The organism is Flavobacterium limnophilum, assembly GCF_027111315.2.
In the GTDB taxonomy this organism is placed as follows: domain Bacteria; phylum Bacteroidota; class Bacteroidia; order Flavobacteriales; family Flavobacteriaceae; genus Flavobacterium; species Flavobacterium limnophilum.
The window spans coordinates 3,976,282-3,999,141 of record NZ_CP114289.2; the positions used below are offsets into that span (position 1 = coordinate 3,976,282).

At 38.8% G+C, this 22,860-nt stretch carries 17 protein-coding genes; 6 read left to right on the forward strand and 11 right to left on the reverse strand.

Going from position 1 to position 22,860, the window contains the following annotated elements; genetic code table 11:
• The first annotated feature begins 93 nt into the window (after positions 1–93).
• Positions 94–705, forward strand: coding sequence for a hypothetical protein (locus tag OZP13_RS16500; RefSeq protein ID WP_269241239.1), 612 nt, complete (start codon positions 94–96; stop codon positions 703–705).
• A complete protein-coding gene (mfd, locus tag OZP13_RS16505) occupies positions 698–4,063 on the forward strand; it encodes a transcription-repair coupling factor (protein ID WP_281297892.1) in 3,366 nt (1,121 codons plus the stop codon). Before OZP13_RS16500 ends, mfd begins: the two co-directional genes overlap by 8 nt.
• 21 nt (positions 4,064–4,084) lie before the next feature.
• Here mfd and OZP13_RS16510 read toward each other — a convergent pair whose 3' ends face one another.
• The 9 genes from OZP13_RS16510 to OZP13_RS16550 all read right to left on the reverse strand — a co-directional run bounded on the left by OZP13_RS16510 (position 4,085) and on the right by OZP13_RS16550 (position 16,692).
• Complete coding sequence (locus OZP13_RS16510) at positions 4,085–5,125, reverse strand: hypothetical protein (protein ID WP_269241242.1); 1,041 nt, start codon at positions 5,123–5,125, stop codon at positions 4,085–4,087.
• A gap of 105 nt (positions 5,126–5,230) precedes the next feature.
• Positions 5,231–5,947 carry a heterodisulfide reductase-related iron-sulfur binding cluster gene (locus OZP13_RS16515; protein WP_269241243.1) on the reverse strand — a complete coding sequence of 239 codons (717 nt, stop codon included), beginning with the start codon at positions 5,945–5,947 and terminating at the stop codon, positions 5,231–5,233.
• Position 5,948: 1 nt separating this feature from the next.
• A complete protein-coding gene (locus tag OZP13_RS16520) occupies positions 5,949–8,060 on the reverse strand; it encodes an FAD-binding and (Fe-S)-binding domain-containing protein (RefSeq protein ID WP_281297893.1) in 2,112 nt (703 codons plus the stop codon).
• 143 nt (positions 8,061–8,203) lie between these two features.
• Positions 8,204–8,860, reverse strand: coding sequence for an aspartate kinase (locus tag OZP13_RS16525; RefSeq protein ID WP_281297894.1), 657 nt, complete (start codon positions 8,858–8,860; stop codon positions 8,204–8,206).
• Between the two features lie 107 nt (positions 8,861–8,967).
• Complete coding sequence (locus OZP13_RS16530; RefSeq protein ID WP_281297895.1) at positions 8,968–9,327, reverse strand: YraN family protein; 360 nt, start codon at positions 9,325–9,327, stop codon at positions 8,968–8,970.
• Positions 9,328–9,385: 58 nt separating this feature from the next.
• Positions 9,386–10,387, reverse strand: a complete 1,002-nt coding sequence (locus OZP13_RS16535; protein WP_432419462.1) for a S66 peptidase family protein — start codon at positions 10,385–10,387, stop codon at positions 9,386–9,388.
• A 73-nt stretch (positions 10,388–10,460) separates the two neighbouring features.
• On the reverse strand, positions 10,461–12,425 hold the full coding sequence (locus OZP13_RS16540) for an endonuclease (RefSeq protein ID WP_281297896.1): 1,965 nt from the start codon (positions 12,423–12,425) through the stop codon (positions 10,461–10,463).
• 73 nt (positions 12,426–12,498) lie between these two features.
• Positions 12,499–13,920 carry a DUF5689 domain-containing protein gene (locus tag OZP13_RS16545; protein ID WP_269241247.1) on the reverse strand — a complete coding sequence of 474 codons (1,422 nt, stop codon included), beginning with the start codon at positions 13,918–13,920 and terminating at the stop codon, positions 12,499–12,501.
• Between the two features lie 12 nt (positions 13,921–13,932).
• Positions 13,933–16,692 (reverse strand): carboxypeptidase-like regulatory domain-containing protein, encoded by a 2,760-nt coding sequence (locus OZP13_RS16550; RefSeq protein ID WP_281297897.1) that lies wholly within the window; start codon positions 16,690–16,692, stop codon positions 13,933–13,935.
• 130 nt (positions 16,693–16,822) lie between these two features.
• Here OZP13_RS16550 and OZP13_RS16555 point away from each other — a divergent pair, with 130 nt between their 5' ends.
• The 4 genes from OZP13_RS16555 to amaB all read left to right on the forward strand — a co-directional run bounded on the left by OZP13_RS16555 (position 16,823) and on the right by amaB (position 21,427).
• Positions 16,823–17,926, forward strand: a complete 1,104-nt coding sequence (locus tag OZP13_RS16555) for an endonuclease/exonuclease/phosphatase family protein (RefSeq protein WP_281297898.1) — start codon at positions 16,823–16,825, stop codon at positions 17,924–17,926.
• A gap of 84 nt (positions 17,927–18,010) precedes the next feature.
• Positions 18,011–18,376: a hypothetical protein gene (locus OZP13_RS16560; RefSeq protein WP_269241252.1), complete on the forward strand. Its 366-nt coding sequence runs from the start codon at positions 18,011–18,013 to the stop codon at positions 18,374–18,376.
• Positions 18,377–18,628: 252 nt separating this feature from the next.
• A complete protein-coding gene (locus tag OZP13_RS16565; RefSeq protein WP_281297899.1) occupies positions 18,629–19,555 on the forward strand; it encodes a magnesium transporter CorA family protein in 927 nt (308 codons plus the stop codon).
• A gap of 318 nt (positions 19,556–19,873) precedes the next feature.
• On the forward strand, positions 19,874–21,427 hold the full coding sequence (gene amaB, locus OZP13_RS16570; protein ID WP_281297900.1) for an L-piperidine-6-carboxylate dehydrogenase: 1,554 nt from the start codon (positions 19,874–19,876) through the stop codon (positions 21,425–21,427).
• Between the two features lie 67 nt (positions 21,428–21,494).
• Here amaB and OZP13_RS16575 read toward each other — a convergent pair whose 3' ends face one another.
• Both OZP13_RS16575 and OZP13_RS16580 read right to left on the reverse strand, forming a co-directional pair.
• Positions 21,495–21,980: a DUF6646 family protein gene (locus OZP13_RS16575; RefSeq protein ID WP_269241254.1), complete on the reverse strand. Its 486-nt coding sequence runs from the start codon at positions 21,978–21,980 to the stop codon at positions 21,495–21,497.
• 28 nt (positions 21,981–22,008) lie between these two features.
• Positions 22,009–22,734, reverse strand: a complete 726-nt coding sequence (locus OZP13_RS16580; RefSeq protein WP_281297901.1) for a metallophosphoesterase family protein — start codon at positions 22,732–22,734, stop codon at positions 22,009–22,011.
• Positions 22,735–22,860: the final 126 nt, after the last annotated feature.

Sequence of the window (22,860 nt, forward strand, 5' to 3'; positions counted from 1 at the left end):
TTTAAAACTCTTCAAAAAACTATGTACCTCCCGTACATAGTTTTTTTTATTGTGTACGCTTTATTTGTAACTTTACGCCCTAATGAAATCGAAATGAAATTGAAATTTATATATCTTCTTTCCCTGTTTTTTGTTTTAAATTCCTGTAAAAATGAAAACGAAAAACGCCTTGTCGAAAACAAGAAAGACGCAAAAAAGAAGGAATTAATCTTTTCGAAAATTGACAAAGGATGGAATTTTAATGCGATTCCTCTCAATGAAACTTCGGAAGCATATACAACAACTTGGCCAGCTTGGCGCGATTTTATGACCGAATTAAGCTATCGACCTCAAAAAACTATTGGTGCCTTTCAAAAAAGAGCAACTACACTTTCTAGGAAAGTAATAGCATTAAACACCAGCATACCAACGGATTTTGACAAACCTCAAATAAAATCGAGAATTTCAGCCTTAATAACGAAGGTTCGAATGCTGGATTTATACATTCATTTGGATGATATTCCAAGCGAAAAAGTATTGGCCCTGATTCCTGAAATCAATATGGAATTAATGTCTTTGCAAAACCAAATGGACAAAATCGTGCAAAAAAGCAAAATTCCTCTTGAAGAAGGAGAATCTGAATTATTGAAAATGTTGGATACCACAAGAGCGATTCCCAACACACCACAGTTACTAGAAAACCCAAATAAGCCTCGCATTGAGTAAAAAAAATCTATATTCGATCTACGATAATTCGCCAAAAATCAAGCAAATTGTCGATAGTTTGCAACAAGCCGACTTAAAAATCCAATTGAATGGATTGATAGGTTCTTCGCTTTCGTTTGTAGTGCAATCGCTTTTCAAAAAAACCGAGAAACCGTTTTTACTCATCCTGGACGATAAGGAAGAAGCGGCTTATTATTTGAACGATTTGGAGCAAATGATAGGCGAAGAGGATGTGCTTTTTTATCCCGGTTCCTATCGTCGTCCCTATCATATTGAAGATACAGACAATGCCAATGTTTTGCTTCGCGCCGAAGTCTTGAACCGCATCAATTCCCGCAAAAAACCGGCAGTTATTGTCACTTATCCCGAAGCGCTTTTCGAAAAAGTGGTTACGAGAAAAGAGCTCGACAAAAACACTTTGAAAGTAACGGTTGGCGACCAAATTTCGATTGATTTTATCAATGAAGTCTTGTTCGAATACGAATTCAAGAGAGTTGATTTTATTACTGAACCGGGCGAATTTTCCGTTCGTGGAGGAATTGTCGACGTGTTCTCTTTTTCGAATGACAATCCGTACCGAATCGAGTTTTTTGGCAACGAAGTCGACAGCATTCGAAGTTTTGACGTGGAAACACAATTGTCTATCGAAAAGCAAAAGAAAATCACGATTATTCCCAATGTAGAGAACAAATTCTTTCAAGAAAACCGTGAAAGCTTTTTGGAATACATCAACAATCAAACAGTTTTATTTATTCAAGATACCGATTCGCTTTTCTCTAAATTGGATAGACTTTTTGCCAAAGCCACCGAGATTTTCGAAAACCTGAATGCCACGGTAAATCATGTTGCACCGAATCAATTGTTCCTGAACCAGACGGAATTCATCAAGAAAAGTTTGGATTTTTCGGTTGTTGAATTGTGTTCCAAGCCTATTTATAAAACCAAGAAATCATTCGATTTTCATATCAAACCGCAGCCTTCTTTCAACAAACAATTCGATTTGTTGTTGAATAATTTGAATGACAATCATTTTAACGGCTACAAAAATTACTTGTTTTGTTCGAATGATGCCCAAGCCAAAAGGTTTCACGATATTTTTGAATCTTTGGACGAAGAAAACTCCGAGAATATTCGAAAGCAATACAATACGATTGTCTTGCCTATTTATCAAGGATTTATCGACGAAGAAAACCAATTGGCCTGTTATACGGATCACCAAATTTTTGAACGTTATCATAAATTCAGCATTAAAAGTAATGTTTCGAAGAAGCAAAATATCACTTTAAAAGAGCTGACCACTTTGACGGTTGGCGATTATGTAACGCACATCGATCACGGAATTGGGCGCTTTGGCGGATTGCAAAAAATACAGGTGGAAGGCAAAACTCAAGAAGCCATTAAGTTAGTTTACGCCGATAATGACATTGTGTATGTGAGCATTCACTCGCTTTACAAAATTTCGAAATTCAACGGAAAAGACGGAACGCCGCCTAAAATTTACAAATTGGGTTCGAATGCCTGGAAGATTCTGAAGCAGAAAACCAAGGCTCGTGTCAAACATATTGCGTTCAATTTGATTCAATTATACGCCAAAAGAAAATTGGAAAAAGGATTCCGTTTTGCGCCCGACAGCTATTTGCAAAACGAATTGGAAAGTTCCTTCATCTACGAAGATACGCCCGACCAAACCAAATCAACTGCTGAAGTAAAAGCGGATATGGAAAGCGACCGTCCGATGGATCGTTTGGTTTGTGGCGACGTTGGTTTTGGAAAAACTGAGGTGGCGATTCGTGCCGCTTTCAAAGCAGTGGACAATTCGAAACAAGTTGCCGTTTTGGTTCCAACCACGATTTTGGCTTACCAACATTACAGAACTTTTTCAGAACGACTGAAAGATATGCCGGTTTCTATTGGTTATTTGAACCGTTTTAGAACAGCCAAACAAAAAGCGGAAACCCTCAAACAATTAGCCGAAGGAAAACTGGATATTGTTATCGGAACGCATCAATTGGTCAACAAGAACGTAGTTTTCAAAGACCTTGGATTGTTGATTGTCGATGAGGAACAAAAATTTGGAGTGAACGTAAAAGACAAACTCAAAACCATCGCCGCCAATGTGGATACCTTGACATTAACGGCAACGCCAATTCCGAGAACCTTGCAGTTTTCGTTGATGGCAGCACGCGATTTATCCGTAATCACAACTCCTCCGCCCAATCGTTATCCTATTGAAACGAACGTTGTTGGTTTCAGCGAAGAGCTTATTCGGGATGCAATTTCGTATGAAATTCAGCGTAGCGGACAGGTTTTCTTTATCAATAACCGAATAGAGAACATTAAGGAAGTTGCCGGAATGATTCAGCGTTTGGTGCCTGATGCCCGAGTGGGAATTGGTCACGGCCAAATGGAAGGCAAGAAATTAGAGGAATTGATGTTGGCTTTTATGAACGGCGAATTCGATGTTTTGGTGGCGACCACCATTATCGAAAGTGGATTGGACGTTCCCAATGCGAATACCATTTTCATTAACAATGCCAATAATTTTGGCCTGTCCGATTTACATCAAATGCGTGGTCGTGTGGGTCGAAGCAATAAGAAAGCATTTTGTTATTTCATTTGTCCTCCTTATTCTGCTATGACGGATGATGCTCGAAAACGAATTCAGGCTTTGGAACAATTTTCGGAATTGGGAAGCGGTTTCAACATTGCGATGAAGGATTTGGAAATTCGTGGTGCGGGAGATTTATTAGGTGGTGAACAAAGTGGTTTTATCAACGAAATTGGTTTTGACACTTACCAAAAAATTATGAACGAAGCTATCGATGAATTGAAGGAAAACGAATTCAAGGATTTGTATGAAAACGAAGATAGCGGAGTCGAAAAAGAATATGTCAAAGACCTGCAAATCGACACCGATTTTGAGTTGTTGTTTTCCGATGAATACATCAACAATGTTACGGAGCGTTTGAGTTTGTACAACGAATTGGGCAACGTGACCAACGAAGAGGAATTAATCGTCTTCCAAAATAAACTGATTGACCGTTTTGGTCCAATGCCACCACGAGCAAATGCTTTGATGAATAGCATTCGCATTAAATGGGTTGCTACCAAAGTGGGAATTGAAAAATTGGTAATGAAAAAAGGCAAGATGATTGGTTATTTTGTGGCCGATCAAAACTCGGATTTTTATACTTCCAAGCGTTTTCATCAAGTGATTCAGTTTGTGCAAAAAAACAGCAACATTTGCGTGATGAAAGAAAAACAAACACCAGCGGGTTTACGACTTTTATTGACTTTTGATAATGTGAAAACCACGAGGAGGGCTTTGGAATTGATGGAGATGTTGGGGAAGGATTAAGAGATTATTTCTATGATATTTTTATTTAATCAAATAATCAAATTCTTTCAATGCTCCAGCTTTTCTGATTTCAAATAAATCTTCAACATAATAACCGTAATTTACTGTGATTTTTCCATCGCTTACCGTGTTGTAAGCTGCTGGAAAATTTTGATATATTTCTTTGTAAAATCTATCTTCATATTCAAACTCAATTGGAGTGATGAAATTGATCTTTTCTGGTTTAAACAAGTCGGGAGAGATTGTGTTGCGTAATCCTTTTGGTTTTAAAGGAGTTGCCCACTTCCCCTCTTTTGTCATATAAACATCATCAAAAACATATCTTGTTTGAAGTAATTCATCTTTGTATTCCAGTACATACAATAAGCAATAGTCGTATTCCGAAAAGCTACTTCTAAATGGATTGTAATTTTGACTGATTACTTCTGAATGAGGTGGATATGTTGTAAATTGGATAGTGTCTTTTTTAAAATCGCCATAAATGTTTTTAACTACTAAATATTTCGATAAGATTCTAGAAGTTAAAGGAAAACCATTACAATAACTTGATGGTGATTCCCATACTTTTATTTTTTTGCCAATGAATATGTAGAGTTTTGTTGGTTTTTCAGGATGAGCAGGCCAGACTTCACAAGGTTCTAATTTTAATTTAATAGTGTTTTTTTTCTTCTTTACTAAATCAGCAACCAAGAATTTTTTAGTTGTATGCCAACGGGATTCAAAAAACAGAGAGTCAGATAATTTAGCCTTTATTTCAAAATTACCTAAACTATCCGTGTGAGTGTTATAATTTTTATTTTTAAACAAAAGTACATCATTTCCAAAATTTTTAGATATTTCTCGATAGGAATCATCGTTTGTGTTTTCGAATTTTGAATTCTTTTTCCAATTTGCATATAAAGAATCATTATGTTTTCTTAGTTTGTTAATAGTATCATTTTTAACAACATAAACAACTCGGTCATTTAATTTTCCTGAATTAAATGCTTTTCCTTTTACTGTTACTTCTTGTGAAAATACTATTTGAAACGCTAGTAAAAACAATAAAATATATCTTTTCATTTTAGATTATTTAAAGACAACAATATACGGTTTTTCTTTCTGAATTATATTTAAATATTATCTTGCGTTAGAAGAAAGCAGTATTAAGGAATTAGAAAAATTAATCTACCTCGTCACTTCCTCAATCAAGTAAAAAATCGATTTAAAATCGATGCCGCTTGTTCTTTCCAATCCAATTTCGCAGGTTCTGCTGGTGGAATAGCCTTCTTTGCAGTTGGTGGAAATTTGTTCTTTTAGTTCTCGCAATCCGTGTTCGTTGAGTTCTGGAATCAGGAAACCTCGGTCTCCGGCAAAACCACAACAATTGCTGTCAATCATCGTTACTTCATTGGCGCAAAGTTGGGACAAAGCCAAAAGCTGGTCCATTTTTCCGATTTTTTTCACAGAACAAACTGGGAAAACAGCAACAGTATCTTTTTTATTTTTTACATTCAAATGCGGCATCACGTAATCCAACATAAATTCGATGGGATCGACAATTTTTAAGGCATTCGAAAACTCTTCTTTCGAATGGTAAAAACACGGACTCATATCATACAAAACGGGATATTTTCCGTTTTCCGAAGCATTTAAAAGGGCTATTTCCAAGGCGCTGGATTGGGCGTGATTGACTTCGGCAAAACCTTTGCTCGAAAAAGGCATTCCACAACAATGCGTGTCAATTGCTTCGGGATAAATTATGGAGAATCCGGCTCGAACCAATAATTGATGGGTTAGTGCAGTCAATTGAAGATCGTCTTCGGCTTGAAAACTATTTTTGCCCATACTCCTGTTGATGCAAGAAGGGAAGTACACTACTTTTAAATCGGAAATTGTATTCATTTTACTGCTGTTGATTCGTGTTGATTTTATTGGCTCCTTTGGGCATTTCGGGAATCCATTTTGGGACTTTTCCAAAGGTGATAAAATGGAAACCATTCGATAAAGCGGTAATAATTGTAGTTCCAAGGATGGAATGGAAAAAGGAAATCACTTTCAAGCCCACTCTCAAAATTGCCGTAGTTCCAGCCATATGAGAACCTATGTAAGCGGCTACTTTTTTATCGCCAGCATTGAGTTCATTGGCACGCCATTCTTTTACAAATTTTCCAGTATCGATATAAACAGGGCAGGCTAACGCACAAAGTCCATCGGTGGCACAAGTTTCGTCCAGTTGATAAGTAACGTCTTTTCGAATCTCAGCCAATCGTTCTGGGTCGTCATTAGATTCTTCCAATCGGGAAATTTCTCGCGCAATAACGATTCTCTGGCGCGGCGACAACGTCAAACCTTCGGAAACACAATGCGGTTCGCAAAAGCCGCATTCCATACATTTATCAACAATGGCGTAGGATTCGGGCATTGGTTTCAAGTTTTTGAGATGCGCTTTCGGGTCGGGATTGATTAAAACATCGGGATTGATTTTGTTGTTGGGATCAAAAATGTTTTTGATGCGTTTCATGATTTCATAAGCCGCCGTTCCCCATTCTTTCTCCACAAAAGGAGCCATATTCCGCCCTGTTCCGTGTTCGGCTTTCAAGGAACCGTTGAATCGATTCACGACTAAATCCGCCAATTCCGCCATCAGTTTTTCGTAGCGATCGACTTCGGATTGGTTTGAAAAATCTTGGGAAAACACAAAATGCAAGTTTCCTTCGAGAGCGTGACCAAATAAAACAGCATCTTGGTATTCGTATTTTTTGAATAAATCTTTCAAAGCCAAACAAGCTTCGGCAAGTTGTGGCAAAGGAAAAGCAACGTCTTCAATAATAACCGAAGTTCCGTTTTTTCGTAGTCCACCAACCGTTGGCAACAAGCCTTTTCGGGCTTTCCAATTGAAATAATATTGTTGGGGGTCGCTGGTAAATTCATAATCTGTATAAGTCGGAATAGATTTTATTTGTAACCGGATAGCATCCTGTTTTTGTTGTAAAACGACTAAATCGTTGTCCCGGCATTCGACCAATAAAGCGCAAGCCGATTCGGGTAATGTTCTAAAATATTCTGGTGCATCGGGATCGAATTCTACAGAGCGAATAGATTCCCTGTCCAATAATTCCACCGCTGCAACGGGTGCTGATTTTAATAAAATTGTGGCGTTGCAAGCCTCCTGGATCGTGTTGAAAATAAGTAAAGAACAGGATTTAAATTTTTCGTCAATAACCGTCTTGAAAGTAACATTCGAAATAAAAGCCAATGTTCCTTCCGACCCCACCATCAAATGTTTGATGATGTCAATCGGGTCTTGATAATCGACCAAGGCATTGATGCTGTAGCCCGTGGTGTTTTTTATCTTGAATTTATTTTTGATGAAATGATATAAGGTTTCATCGTTTTTGATAGTATCTCTCAGGCTTTCAATTTCTTGAATCAAGGCTTTTTGATTGTTTTTGAAAGCCGCAACACTTTCAGAATCGGCGGTGTCCAAAATGGTTCCGTCGTTCAATACAATTCGGATGTCTGCTATGGTTTGATAGGAATTCTGGGCAGTTCCGCAACACATTCCGCTAGCGTTATTGGCCACAATTCCACCAATCATCGCAGCTCCGATGGAAGCTGGGTCGGGACCAATTTTTAATCCGTGCGGTGTCAAAAAAGTATTGGCACGCGAACCGACAATTCCGGGTTCCAGTTTTATTTTTTGGTTGTTTTCCAAAAGTTCGAAACTTTTCCATCCGTGTGTGGCCACCACCAAAACCGAATCGGTAATGGCTTGACCAGACAAACTTGTTCCTGCAGCGCGAAAAGTCAAGGCGATATCAAGTTTTTTGGCTTCTTTTATAATTTCGACTACTTCGGCTTCGTTGTGCGCCAGAATGACGATTTTGGGAATGAGTCTATAAAAACTGGCATCGGTTCCATAAGCAAGGGTTTGCAATGGATTGTCCAAAATACGTTTGGAGTCAATGGAAGCCGATAAAATATCTTTCAACTTTTGATAGGATGGTGCCAACATAGCAGATGTGGTATTTTGAAAGATGTAAAATTAAGGATTAGCAAGTACTTATTATAATTTCTGCGTCTTTTCTATCATTTAAGTTTTGGACAAAAAAAAACGAAGCAGTTAGCCTCGTTTCTATTTTGAAATTGTCGAAATTCTTAGTTTTTCAAATCTTTAATCACTTTGAAAGCCACATCCACTTCGTCTTCGCTTACCAAAATGGTAAATTCGTTCGAAGTTGAAATTACTTCATTGATGATGATACCTTCCCAAGCCAAACGTTGGAAAATGAAATAATATATTCCGGGAACAACGATGTTTTCTTTAGGTAATTTTACCGTAATCGAAGCCAGGTTTTCCAATTTTTGAATCAATTTTTCGTTCGCAAAATGTTTGTCAACCAGATGATTCACACTGTTGCTGACCACGATATTGGTTTCGTTTACACCTCGTGATGAAGTATAAAATATATCCGAAAAAGTGTTGATGTCGGTAATCAAATCGGCTTGTTTGTTCAAAACGGTGTCCGAAGCGGCAAAAGTATAATCCGTCAAAGCCGAACGAACCGTGATTTCGCCAATGTTTTTGATTACTTTATTGATTTTGTGGTTGAGTCTAAAATCCAACTCTTCGGTTAGTCTTTTTAAAGCCATTACTACAGCACCTTGTTTCACTTCCTTGCCAAATTCACTTTCCAATTCGACCATGATGTTCCTGGACAATGACGTCAAATTGATTATTCCTAACGATAAAGCGTTTAGTAGAAAAGGTTTGGTTTTAATGTAATTTTCTACAATCGAGGAAACTGTTTTCATAGCAAAATAGGTGTTTTTACGTAGTAAGTACTTAGTTTTTGGTTTAAAAATCTAGGCAAAGATACATAAAAAACAATTTGTTACAAATATAACATTAGAAATTTTTGTTAAAAATGATAAAAAGCGTCTTTAAGGTGTTCAATTACAAAAGATTTATCCTCTTTGTGGACAGCAATTATGTCAAAACGGACATCGACATCCAAATCTTTGGAAACTACGTATTCGTTGACGGCTTTCACTAAAAGTTGGATTTTTTTGGGTTTCACGAAATCCTGTGGCAAGCCAAATTCTAGTGATGAACGTGTTTTTACCTCGACTATCGCAAGTGTATTTTCTTTTTGGGAGATAATGTCTATTTCGGCTTTCTGGAACCTCCAATTGGTTTCCAGAATTTCATAGCCTTCTTTCCGAAGAAATTCAACGGCCAATTCTTCGCCTAGTTTTCCTAATTCGTTGTGTTCGGCCATTTTGAAAGTTAGAAATTAGAGGTTAGAAGTAGGAAGTTGGGTGTTTGAAGTTAGCGGGTTATTCGAAAATTACTTTAGAAGTTGTTGCGTTTAATTCCAATGAAACTTGTTTGCCAAAAATCAAGGCTCGGTTGTCGTGAAAATGTCCCGCCGGAAAATTATAAAAAACCGGGAAAGAATACTCTTTGATGACATCTGCAATAATTTGGTTGGCATTTTTCCCCCAAGGAATGTCGTTGTCCTTCATTTTGGTCATTGTTCCAACAATCAACCCGTTCAATCCGTCAAAACAACCGCAACGTTTCAGGCTCATCATCATCCGGTCGATGTGGTATAAATATTCGTCCAAGTCTTCGATGAAAAGTATTTTCCCCTTGCAATCTATTTGCGCATTCGAACCCATCAGGCTGTATAAAATGGATAGATTTCCGCCCACTATTTCCCCTTTGGCATTGCCGAGTCGGTTTTCGGTGTTGAAAGGCATTTCATATTCCAGGCTTTCGCCAAAAAGTGCTTTTCGCAAACTTTCTATCGATTCGACGCTGGCTTTTCCAACGGTTATCGGCATGGCGCCGTGAATGGTGGCAATGTTTAATTTGTTCACATAGCTGTGAATCACGGTTACGTCGCTGAAACCGACAATCCATTTTGGGTTTTGTTTGAATCGGGTAAAGTCCAATAAATCAATCATTCGAACCGTGCCATAACCGCCGCGAACGCACCATATCGCCTTGATGTTGGGGTTGTCCATTTGTTGCTGAAAATCTGCCGCGCGCTGTTCGTCGGTTCCGGCCAATTGATTGTTGTCTAGTCCAATGGATGAACCTATTACGACTTCCAATCCCCAACTATGCAGTAAATCTATTGCCGGTTTAAGATTGTCATCTATGTTTTTTCGGGCTGTTGCCAATAGGGCTATTGTGTCTCCTTTTTGTAAGCTAGGCGGTATCTTCATTGGTGTTTGGGCTTGAATGTTGACAGTTTGAAAAATAAAAATAAGAATTGGCAATTTATAAAAAACAGCGATACCATTTAGGCAAGAAAATTGAATAGTACGCATATTTCGAAAATTAATTTAATCTTGGTTGTTAAAACGAATCCAATACAAATATATTTTTTTATTGTGAAGTAGCTTATTCCACCAAGAATTTTTTCACGATTGTTTTATTTTCTGAATTGATTTTGGCAAAATAGATTCCGGCAGGAAAATCGATTTTCAATTGGGTTTCACCCGAGAATTTGGATTCCAATATTTTTGCTCCAATACTGTTGTATATTTCGATAGTTGCTTTTTCGTTCAAACCAGAAATGGCAATTGATTTTTGGGCTGGATTGGGATAAAGGCTTATTTTTAGATTGGCGAAATCATTGGTCGATAAATTCGAATGCCAAACTTGACCCACTTTTGAACCCCAAATATAATTGGCCAAATCGGGATAATCAATAAATGGATTTCGGTTGACCTGCCAAGTGTAGATGTAATTATTTCGATTCATCTCAAAATCATCCGATGGGTCTAAAGTGTTCCATATCAACAAAGAAGCCAAATCTCCCAATTGCCCAACGGTTGTGTCTGCAATGTCGCCATTGACAACACTAAGTGCATTGTAACGAACCGCCATATAAAAAACCGAACGCGCCACATCGCCTTTCCAAGAACCAGAAGTTCCGCTTGGTCCGTTGTAACCCGTCAATCCATAATCGTTATTGCTGCGCAAACTGTTTTCGGCTCCGTCTTCGGCACGAAGGTGGTGGGCGTCGGCGTGACCGGCAAGAATATCATCGGCATTTGTCGGCAGCCAAACATTGATTCCGTCTGGAATGCTTTCGGTTCCATCAGTAAAACCGCCACGCGATTGCGGATAAATGTGTTCGCGATTCCATTTTCCGGTATTGATTCCCGTGTCTTGGAATTCTAGTTTTGAACGAGATTGCTCGACATACATCAACCAAACTTCGTTGCTGTTTTTTGGGTTTTGATCGGCGGTTTTAAGAATTTCGATGATATCGCCATAATTGTGGGCGTGAACCACGGCTGGGTTGGCAATAATATTTTGAACGGCTTGTTTCAAAGCTGCGCCCGAAAGTCCTTCGAGAGTTGCATAATATCCCGTAGGAGCTGTGCTGGAAACGATTCCATAAGTTGGGTTTAAAGGTGTTCCAAAAGGAGCAACGGTAAAATCGTTATCGATAACCCGAATCTCGAGATTGTCGTTGAGGCGTTTGTATTGGGATGGAATAGTGCCAATTTTAATTTTTAAAGTTTCATCGCCTTCGTCCAAAACATCGTCAGTAAGGGTGATGTTTGTCGTGAAGGTATTGGAACCCGAAGGAATGAAAACGGTCATGTTTCCAGTAAAATCGGCAGTCGTGAAAGAAGAATTATTTAAAGTGAAAGTAAAGGTCAAATCACTGCTTACATTGGTTTGTGTGGTGAAAGTAATCGGGAAACTATCGCCTTCATTTTTGTTGGCGGTATTTACAGTTATCGTGATTCCGTTGAAAATGATGCCACTTCCGTCGTTATTGGCTCCGGGAGTTGGATTTTTGGTTTCATAAGTTCCGTCGGTTTTTCTTTGTACGGATTGCGTCTCTTTAAGGTTATTTTGATCTTCATCATATTGTATGGAAACGCCCAACAATGTCATTAAATCCGTGGCATCGGCATCTTTGGTGTCGTACATGAGTGCGTCGATGAGATTTGTTTTTGTTGCCAATGTAAATTCAGGGAAATCAGATGGATTTCCTAGATAAAGGCCAACGCCATCGGCACCATTTTGGATAATGTTGTCGGGAAATAATTTGTCTGGAGCAGGAGAAATCAGCGAATTCCCAATGAGAATTATTCCATTGGCATCGGTTGTCAATCCGTTTAGACCAATAGTGTAATAACTTTGATTTGCGGTTGATGAAGTGGGATTTCCATTGAAGAAAACCAATACATAACCATCCAACGGAAAATTGGGTACAGTAGATTTTAATTCGACAAATTCTCTATCGTCGGTACTTGGCGTATCGGAATCGAGTTCGTTGATGACAACTTGACCAGAAGCCATATAGCTGAATATTAAAAGTAGCAGAGTGTATGGTTTTTTCATTGGAATGAAATTTAGGGAATAAAAAAGGCTTCCCGTGATGTGGAAGCCTTTTGGAATTATTTTTTGCAACAAATTAATTGATTAAAATGCTGTCCAATTGCAAAGTTGTGGTTACTGCTGGAAAAGCATTGGCATTTCCTGCATATTCAAACACGAAATATCCATTTCCAGTTACGGTTGCTGGAATGGCATAGTTGCCACTTGCCGTAAAAGTAGTTCCATAACCTGAAGTAGGCGTTGTAGGAATTGTGAAAGTGGAAGTAATATTGGTCATTTTTGTTACGTCAATCTTTCCTCCAGGAGTATAATCAGCAGCCAGAACATAATATACTTTCAACACGGCTCCATTCCAATATCCCATATTCGATTTGAATGAAAAAGTACTTGCGGTAGTCATATTTACAGGAACAAATAAATAAGTGTTGTTTGCTCCTCCAGAACCAAACGAAGTCATTTGTATGTATTTATTTGAGCTAAAAGTTTTTACTTCAAAATACCTTGAGCCAACAGCTGCATCATTGATGTAATTTGGAAAATTTGTTTGTGAAGGTGAAGAAGAATAACTTTCGAAAGTTTCGTTTACGGTTGCCGGGAAAACGGTAGAATTTGAACCAACAAGTGCAGGAGTATAATCCACTCTTGGATTTGGCATATTGGCGTCACGTTCGGTTCTCATAATAATTTGGTAGGTAGAATTGTATCGGGTCAAAACGCCTCTAATTTTTCCTTTACCAGCAGGCACTTTGTAGCCGGCAAAATTGGCAAATCGGCTAGTTCTAATGGTTAGGGTTTTGGCTCCGTCTGTAACATAAATGCTTGAGTCGTAATCATCTTCTCTATTGGAATCATAAGTTCCTCCTGCTGATTCATCGGTAAATTGCACATCGTCAATTTCTACCAAAGTATTCAAATAATTTGCTCCACTAAGGGCTTGTGTCAGGGTGATTTTGTGTACAATGGCGTCTTCACTAACCACGTCGCAGGAAGCAATAAGGTGTTTAGGATATACTAGGGTTGCAAGTCTGTCCACGGCATATTGTTCTGTTGGTGGCGCTCCAAAAATCAATCCTCTTCCAAAACTGGTTGGGTTGGCATACGCCAAGCCGTTTAGTTTTAAAAACACTTTTTTGCCGGGTTGAAAGTTTTTGCCATAAAGATTTACTTCATCTATCGAAAGGTTGAACCCTTTCGAACCATCTGTAGGCTGGAAATACATGCTTTTGTAGAAATTCCCTCCTTCGTCACTTGAAACGACATAGGCTTCGATGTAATCAAAAATTTCTTTGCCGGTAACTGGGTCTTTTGCGGCGGCAGGATAAATTACTGTTGTGCCATTTACGGGAGCACTTGTATACAAATCGGCTACCTCCTTGGTTTTGGTTAAACCCGGATTTGTGCAGTCAAATTTCGGTGTATCGTAAGTATCATTCACACAACTGGAGAACAAGCCCATGAATGCCGTGATGATAACTATGTTTTTTATTTTATTTTTCATAACGCTTAATTCTTAAAAGTTTAAATAAATGTTGACCATGAATGTTCTTCCGTATCCGTAGAAATATTTCGGACCAAAGGCACGAGTTGGCCCTTGATGGTCTTTGTATAATTCGCTGTACGAAGCGTTTCTTGCTTGTTCGAATCCACCGGTTTTGTATTGTATGTCAAATACATTGTTGACGTTGGCAAACAATCCCAAGGTTTTTTCTTTTATTCTCCAAGTTTTTCCACCAACAAGGTTGACCAATGTAAAGGCATCAAATTTTTCTTGGGCCAAATAACTGGCCGAAAGGGCAGCGTCATAAGGGAAATTGGCTTGGTCTGATTCCGTAATATATTGCGATGTTCTTATTAATGGCGCAACATCCAAATAATTATTGGACAAATAATTTACGTTTGCACTAATCCACCAAAACTTTGGATCACGATATTCCAACCCGGCAGAATAAGCTTGTTGTGGCATTCCGGCTTGTTTATAACCTTCCATATAGGTCTTTCCGTTGAAGATGTCTTCGGTTACACCATCTGCGTGAATCGCTAAATTAGGATTGTTGGTGTAAGTATATTCGCCGTAGGCAGCCACTGCAGTTGCCTTGATGGTAGATGTAACTTGATATTCCAATCCAACTTCAACTCCTTTGTTTCTTTTGTTTTGCCCCGTAACCACTTCAGAAACAAATTCGCCATTTCCTAAACTAACGGCATCGGCATAATAAAAAGAAATATCCGTGGTGTTTTCGGTTTCATTGAAGTAAGCCGTAAATCTTGCTTTAAGACTTGGCATTCTGATGATATAACTGGCATCGGCACTTTTTATGATTTCGTTCGTGATGTTGTCTGTCGTGTCGTTGTTTAAACGGGCATTAGGAAAAACGTCTTTCGTGTTCGGTGCTTTTGACATGTAAACCCCGTTGAAATCAAAATAATGTTGTCCGGTCAATTTATAAGTCATTCCGCCTTTGAATCCGAAATTGTCAAAGTTTAATTTTTCACTTTTTCCCAATGAACTATCTGGATAATAACCATTTTTGTACAATCCTTCTCTTTGATAAGAACTTCTGGTGAAAGATTGTCCAAGGTAAAAATCTATTTTGTCGTAAGTGAATTTAAACTGGGTAAAGGCATCTATTTTGGTGGCATTTACATTGTAATTATAGCCATATTTGTCTCCTACGCCAACCATTCTATTTGGATTGTTCAAATCCGATTGCTGTTGGTCATCGGTAGTTCCAAAAGTGTCAATGTCATTAAAATGGGTTCCTCCCAAAAGGTCCAACAAATTTTGAAAGTTGGCCGATTTTGATTTTGTAAAACTTCCTCCGGCATTCATGACGATGTTGTCGGCCAATTGCGAAGAAAGAATCGTGTTGGCAATTAGTGTTTTGTCGTCTGTTCTGTCTTCATATAAAACATAACGGCTGCCGTTTGCAATGTTTTCGTTGTTGATGCGGTACATAGCCGTCCAATCCATTTGCGGTTGGGCCAGAAAATTGGCTTTTGCCTGTTCTGCCGCAGCAAAATCCGGCGTGTATGTGGCAATGTCATTGCTGTAGGTATATAAGGTCGTGTAATAACTCGGCAATTTTTTGTAATAGTTTGGATCTGGATTATCCGCTTTTTGAAAATCGATACGGCTGTTTCCTATTTCTCCAAATTGATACGAAAGATTGGTGTGAAGTCTTGTTTTGGAATTGAATTTCCAATAATGGCTTAAAGTAAAAATTGGCTCTTCGACGTCTTTTACCCTTGAATTTCTTTTTTCGCCTTCTTGGTAACCCCAATAGGAATTGTATTTAAAGTCTTTTAAATCGGTAACTTCTTGGGTATTTGGTGAATTCTTTCCTCTTCTGTTTTGTGCATAAATAGAGGTGAAGTTAATGCTGTGTTTGTCGTTGATTTTCTTTTCGATACTGGCAAACAAGGAATTGGCGGCATAATCCGTTCCGTCAAAATAGCCTTCTTGAGCCCATCTTCTTCCGCCTGAAATAACATAAGCCCAACCGTTTTTGTCCATGCCCGAAGCGTGTGTCGCCATTGCCCTGTAGCTGTAATTGGTATTGGTTCCTAAAAACGAAATTCGTGTTCCCGGTCTGTAAACCGAAGCGCGCGTCGTGATATATTGTGTTCCGGCAATTCCTCCAAAAGAATAATCCGATGGTTTGGAGCCGTCCGTAAACTCTTGATTTCGAGTGGCATCATTCAGTCCTCCCCAGTTGCTGTATTGCGGTCTTCCGTCGGATACGCGATTCATCGAAACCCCGTTTATTAAAATATTCGAATATTCATTGTCAATTCCACGAACACTAAATCGGGCTTGTCCAAAATTGTAGGCCGCCGCTTGTTGAAAAACGTCTTTTGAGGCTTGAAGCAATCCTGCCGTACTTTCAGAACCACTATTGTCATCGCTTAAATCGTTGTCGGTGATGGAAATTAGGGTCATTTGTTTTTCTTGGGTCAAGTCTTCTTCCAGGGCTATGGGTCCCATATCCAATAGTTGTCCTTCGACAATTTCAACCTGAAGTAATTGGTCTTTGTAACCATTGGTTCTGATACGCAATAATTGATTTCCGGTCTCTACTTTGTCGAAAGAGAATTTTCCGCTTGCGTCCGTAAGCTGCATTAAATTGGTGTTTTGTACAGAAACGATAACACTTTGCATCGGTTTTTGTGTTTTTGAATCAACCACTTTTCCGGAAACACCCGTACCTGATTGCGCAAAAGCAAACACTATTTGCATTACAAATAATGTACTGAGAATAATTTTTTTCATAAATAAAAAGTAAATTTTTTTTCAATAAAATAATGATTTCTTGATGACTACAAAGCTACATTTATAATTATTATTATTTACTTTTGTCGTGAAGTTTTTGTTAAATTTTACACTTAAATAACATTATATCATGAAAATTAAAAATCTGGCAGTCATTTTGTTTGTTTTCTATTCAATGCTGGGGGTCAATGCACAGCAAAAAAAATACATCGTGCACACGGTTGCCTTCTATAATTTTGAAAACTTGTTTGACACCATCAACAACCCAAATTTTGATGAAGAATGGTTGCCGGAAGGTTTACAGCGCTGGACTTCAAATAAGTACAAACAGAAGCTGGAGAATCTTTCTAAAGTATTGATGCAAATTGGGACAAACGACCAACAAAAAGAAGCGCCAACTTTTATTGGATGTTCCGAAATTGAGAACAGGGGAGTTCTTGAAGACTTGGTAAAACATCCCAATATTGTCAAAGATGATTATGGAATCGTGCATTTTGATTCTCCCGACAAAAGAGGGATTGACGTGGGATTGTTGTACCAAAAAAAATATTTCAAACCTACCAGCTTCATCAATATTCCATTGATAATTTACAGAGGGAACAACAACGAAAAAGAAAAAGAAACCGAAGAGGACAAAGCCGATAAAGACAAAATAGAAGTCAGCAAAGACAACAGGGTTTATACCAGGGACATTCTATTGGTGACAGGATTTCTTGACGGGGAAGAAGTGAATATAATGGTCAATCACTGGCCGTCCCGTTCCGGTGGAGAGAAAAAAAGCAGTCCGTTTCGTGAAGCGGCAGGAAGATTGGCCAGAAAAGTGATGGATTCTGTTTATAAAGTGAATCCAAAAGCTAAAATTATCTTGATGGGCGACTTGAACGACGGAACTTACAACAAAAGTGTAAAAGAAGGTCTGGGAGCCAAACTAAAAAAATCGGAAGTAAAACCATTTGGAGTTTACAACCCTTTCGAACAAATGGCCAAAGACGGAAACGCATCCTTGTTTTATAGGGATTCCGGGGATATTTTCGACCAAATCATGGTTTCTGAAACCTTGATCAAAACTGATTTTTCCACTTTTCAATATTGGAAAGCCGGAATCTACAACAAGCCGTTCATGATAGAAAAATTTGGACGTTATGCCGGCTATCCTTTGCGCCATTCCGAAAACGAAATTGGCTACAGCGACCACTTTCCGGTTTATATTTATTTAATCAAGGAAGTCAAATAAACATGGTATAACATCAAAAGGCGTAGTTTTCATCCGGAATTTACGCCTTTTTTGAATGTAAATAATTTCTAATTCAAGCAAAAAATGAAAAATTTAATTTTGGCAACCGTGCTGTTATTGTCTCTAAATGGTCTGGCGCAAGACACCATCACAACGGCCAAAGTCAAGGAATATATGGACAAAGAAGTCTGTGTTCTTGGAAAAGTGGTTTCGTTCAAGCTCGCTTCCGAAGGCAAAAACACCAATTACATCAACATCGACAAACCTTATCCAGAAAGTGTTTTTACCGTCGTGATTTCTAACTTTTACCTCGAAAAACTGAACATCAAAATCGAAGATTTAAAAGATAAAGAGATTTACATAAAAGGCAAAATCACCACCTATAAAAACGACCCGAAACAAATTCCTCAAATTTACAATCCGGCAAGTATCACCATAAAAAAATCCTGACACTTCATTTTTCAAACAAGGAATTCCGTAATTTGCAGGAGCCAAGAACACCTCAAAATGCGGAATAATCATAAATTGTACTTCTGTATTTTTAATTAAGAAAGAATTAAGATTTTGTTATTGTTTAAAACCTTACTTTTGCAAAAAAATTAAACATCCACCATGGACGATTATTATTCGAAGAAAAATAAAGAAAATCAGGAATAGTCGTTGCCTAATGCAAACGTTATTCTCAAAACAACGTATTGCATCATGATTACTTATTACAAAAACAACAAAGGGTTTGTTCAAACCGAAAAAATAGAGGAAAACGGCTGGATCAACGTAGTTTGTCCCACCAAAGAAGAAACCAAATTCCTCCTCAAAGAACTCCAAATTCCCGAAGATTTCTACAATGACATCGAAGATATTGACGAAAGACCACGTATCGAAATCGAAAACGGCTGGACGCTGATTATCCTCAGAATTCCTTTCCGAAGCAACGATGCAAAACTACCTTTCAACACGGCACCACTGGGTTTGATGTTCAAAGACGACACCTTTGTATCACTCTGTTTTCACCAAACCGACATACTTCCCGACTTTGTGTCCTATACCCGACGCAAAAAAATTCCCGTCAACGATCATTTCGATTTGGTGTTGAAATTGCTTTTGTCTTCCAGTGTTTGGTTCTTGAAACACCTAAAACAAATCAACCAACGAATCAAACTGGCCGAAGACAACCTGGAACAATCCATCAAAAACGAAGAACTGCAAGCTTTGCTCCAAATAGAAAAATGCTTGGTCTTTTTCATCACCTCCCTAAAAGGCAACGATGTTTTGTTTCGCAGAATCAAGAATCTAAAAAATTACAAAGACACTTTTGACCCGGAATTGCTCGAAGACGTCGAAATCGAATTGCGCCAAGCCGAAGAAACCACCAACATCTACAGCAACATCTTGACCGGAATGATGGATGCCTACGCCTCTGTAATTTCAAACAATTTGAACGTCATCATGAAAAGGCTGACCTCCATTTCCATCATCCTGATGATTCCCACGGTCATCGCCAGTTTATACGGAATGAACGTGCCTAACAATCTGCAAGACAACCATTTCGGGTTTTGGATTGTATTGTTGATTTCCTTGGTAGTGTCCACATTTGGAGTATTCCTGTTCAAGAAAAAGAACATGTTCTGATTTTTCAGGAGCCAATCCCGCTTTCCGTTGCAATCTTGTTCAATAAAGACTATTTTTCTAAGTAAAAAAAGGAGCTTCCGTTGGTCGCTCTTTTTTTACAAGAAAAATTAGCCTTTCTTTTCACAAGGATTTCCACTGCAAACGAAGTTCACTGAACTCCGCTGAAAATAAAAATTAAGTGAAGTAATCGGGGCTAAAAATCCAGAATATGGAAGAATTTTACGTTCTAATAATCGATTAAAATTTAACCCATTTGCCTTCTGTTTCGTCTTTATGTAATACCTTTATCAATCCAAACAACTACTAAAAAAAGTTACAATGACAACAATAGCAGCACAATTCGGAATGAAAGAAGCATTGGCCCAGCTTGGCATAAAACCCATAAACGAAGGAACTTCAACAGGAATCAATAGTTTTTCAAGCGGAGTAATTCTCGAAAGCCATTCGCCAGTTGACGGACAATTAATTGCATCGGTTAAAACTACTTCCGCTTCCGATTACGAAAAAGTAATGCAAACAGCTTCCGAAGCTTTCAAAATATTTAGATTAATGCCGGCGCCACGACGAGGCGAAATCGTGCGCCAGTTTGGAGACAAATTACGCAAAAATAAAGAGGCTTTGGGCAAACTCGTTTCCTACGAAATGGGGAAATCCCTCCAAGAAGGATATGGCGAAGTGCAGGAAATGATAGATATCTGTGATTTTGCAGTGGGACTTTCCCGCCAATTGCACGGACTCACCATGCATTCTGAACGACCGGGACACCGAATGTACGAGCAATACCATCCTTTGGGAATTGTCGGAATCATTTCGGCGTTCAATTTTCCAGTTGCAGTTTGGGCTTGGAATACGGCTTTGGCTTGGATTTGCGGCGATGTTTGTGTTTGGAAACCCTCCGAAAAAACGCCACTTTGCGGTATTGCCTGTCAAAACATCATTGCCGAAGTCATCAGGGAAAACAATCTTCCCGAAGGAATTTCCTGCTTGATAAACGGCGATTATAAAGTGGGCGAATTAATGACAAACGACAAAAGAATTCCGTTAATTTCGGCAACAGGTTCCACCCGAATGGGAAAAATCGTGGCACAAGCAGTAGCAGCCCGTTTGGGAAAATCATTGTTGGAACTTGGGGGAAACAACGCCATAATCGTAACGCCAGATGCCGACATCAAAATGACCGTAATCGGAGCCGTTTTTGGAGCCGTGGGAACGGCAGGACAGCGTTGCACTTCGACTAGAAGATTGATTATTCACGAAAGTATTTACGACAAAGTAAAAGACGCCTTGGTTTCGGCTTACGGCCAATTAAAAATCGGCAATCCATTGGACGAAAAAAACCACGTGGGACCATTAATTGACATTCATGCTGTCGAAATGTATGCCGAAGCCTTGGAAAAAGTCGTTGCCGAAGGCGGAAATGTTATCGTGAAAGGCGGAGTACTTTCAGGCGAAGGGTACGAAAGTGGTTGCTACGTAAAACCAGCCATCGCCGAAGCCCAAAATTCTTTCGAAATCGTGCAACACGAAACTTTTGCGCCAATTTTATATCTTTTGAAATATTCGGGTTCGGTAGAAAATGCAATCGAAATCCAGAACGGAGTTGTTCAAGGACTTTCGTCTGCTATTATGACCAACAATTTGCGGGAAGCCGAATTGTTCTTGTCCGTCACAGGTTCGGATTGTGGTATTGCCAATGTCAACATAGGAACTTCCGGAGCAGAAATTGGCGGCGCTTTTGGCGGAGAAAAAGAAACGGGCGGCGGACGAGAATCCGGTTCCGATGCCTGGAAAGTATATATGCGAAGACAAACCAACACGATTAATTATACCAAGAGTTTGCCCTTGGCACAGGGAATAAAATTTGATTTGTAAAAATTAAAACCCACAAAAAAAGCGGCTTGATTTTCATCTTGCCGCTTTTTTATTGGTTTGAAAGAAATTAATCTAAATTGAATGAAGCTCCAATGCTAAAAGAAGTTCCATTATTGTATTTTGAAATGGCGTCCTTGTCGTATTTGGCAAAAGGAGCAGAAAACTCGGTAAAAACTCCAAATCCATCAGTGAAGAAATATCTTGCGCCAAGATGACCACCAAAGTTTTTCAAGCCTAAATTCAAACCCGGATACACGTCAAATTTTGGCGAAATGTTTAGCACGCTTCCCAAATTGGCATTGAATCTTGCTTTGGCATCAAAACGATATTCAAAATCAACTTCGTCGATGTGGCTTCCGCCCAATAAATAAGAACCTAAAAATCCAATGGAAAAATTCTCTCCCAATCCAAAATCGGCTGAACCAACAATTCCACTTCCTCCATTTTGAAAAGTCATCCCGATATTGACCTTTCCATCTCCTTTTCCTTTAAAAGCTTGGGCATTTACCATGCAGAATGCGCCTAATAATACGATTGTAAAAATTTTTTTCATTAGTTATTTTTTTGCAAATATAGGTTTTTTAATTTCTTCCTTTTTCATTTGGGTATAAACTTGGCAGGGGCTCGCTTTGCCAAATTTCCTTGGAGTCCACGTCCATGATGGTCAACGGGCCTTTGAAAGCAGCTCCCGTGTCCACGTTCCAAACATTGGCCATTTGCACCGGAACAGTTTTGTTGATTCTCGAAACAGGCGTGTGGCCGATGTAAATTTCTTTGTACAACGTAAGGCGTTTTGGGTAAAACAAATCATCTGTTTTCATTGTTTTGTCCAATGCCAATGCCGTTTCCCAGAGCGATCGATCCCAATAAAACAGTTTCGGGAAATATTCAAAATCAACGCCGTTCATATTGGTAAAACCGGCGTGGATAAACAATCGATTCTGTTCGTCGAGATGAAAATTTTTCAAAGATTTCAGGAACTCAATGTGTTTTTTGATGATTTTCTTGTCCACTTTCGAATAGGCCAAAACGGTTGCTTCACCGCCGTGACTGTACCAAGTTAGGTTTTCCTTGCTTTTTTCCAGCCATTCCAAAACCAATTCGTCATGATTGCCCAAGATGCAAATGCAGTTGTGCGTGGTTTTCAGTTCTATCAAATAGTCGATGACTTGGGGCGATTGACTCCAGCCATCCACATAATCACCCAGAAAAATCAAGGTGTCATTTGGGGTAACATTGGCTCTTTCCATAATTTGGTGCAAGGCACGCAAACCACCGTGAATGTCGCCTATAACTAGTGTTCTCATTCTGTTTTTTTTATTTACCGCAAATTCGCAAATTTTTATTAAATCAGAGTTTTAATTTGCCACCCGAGCGATAACCAATGGGCGAAGAAAATGATCCCAAGTACAAAACCAACTTCTTATAAAGTT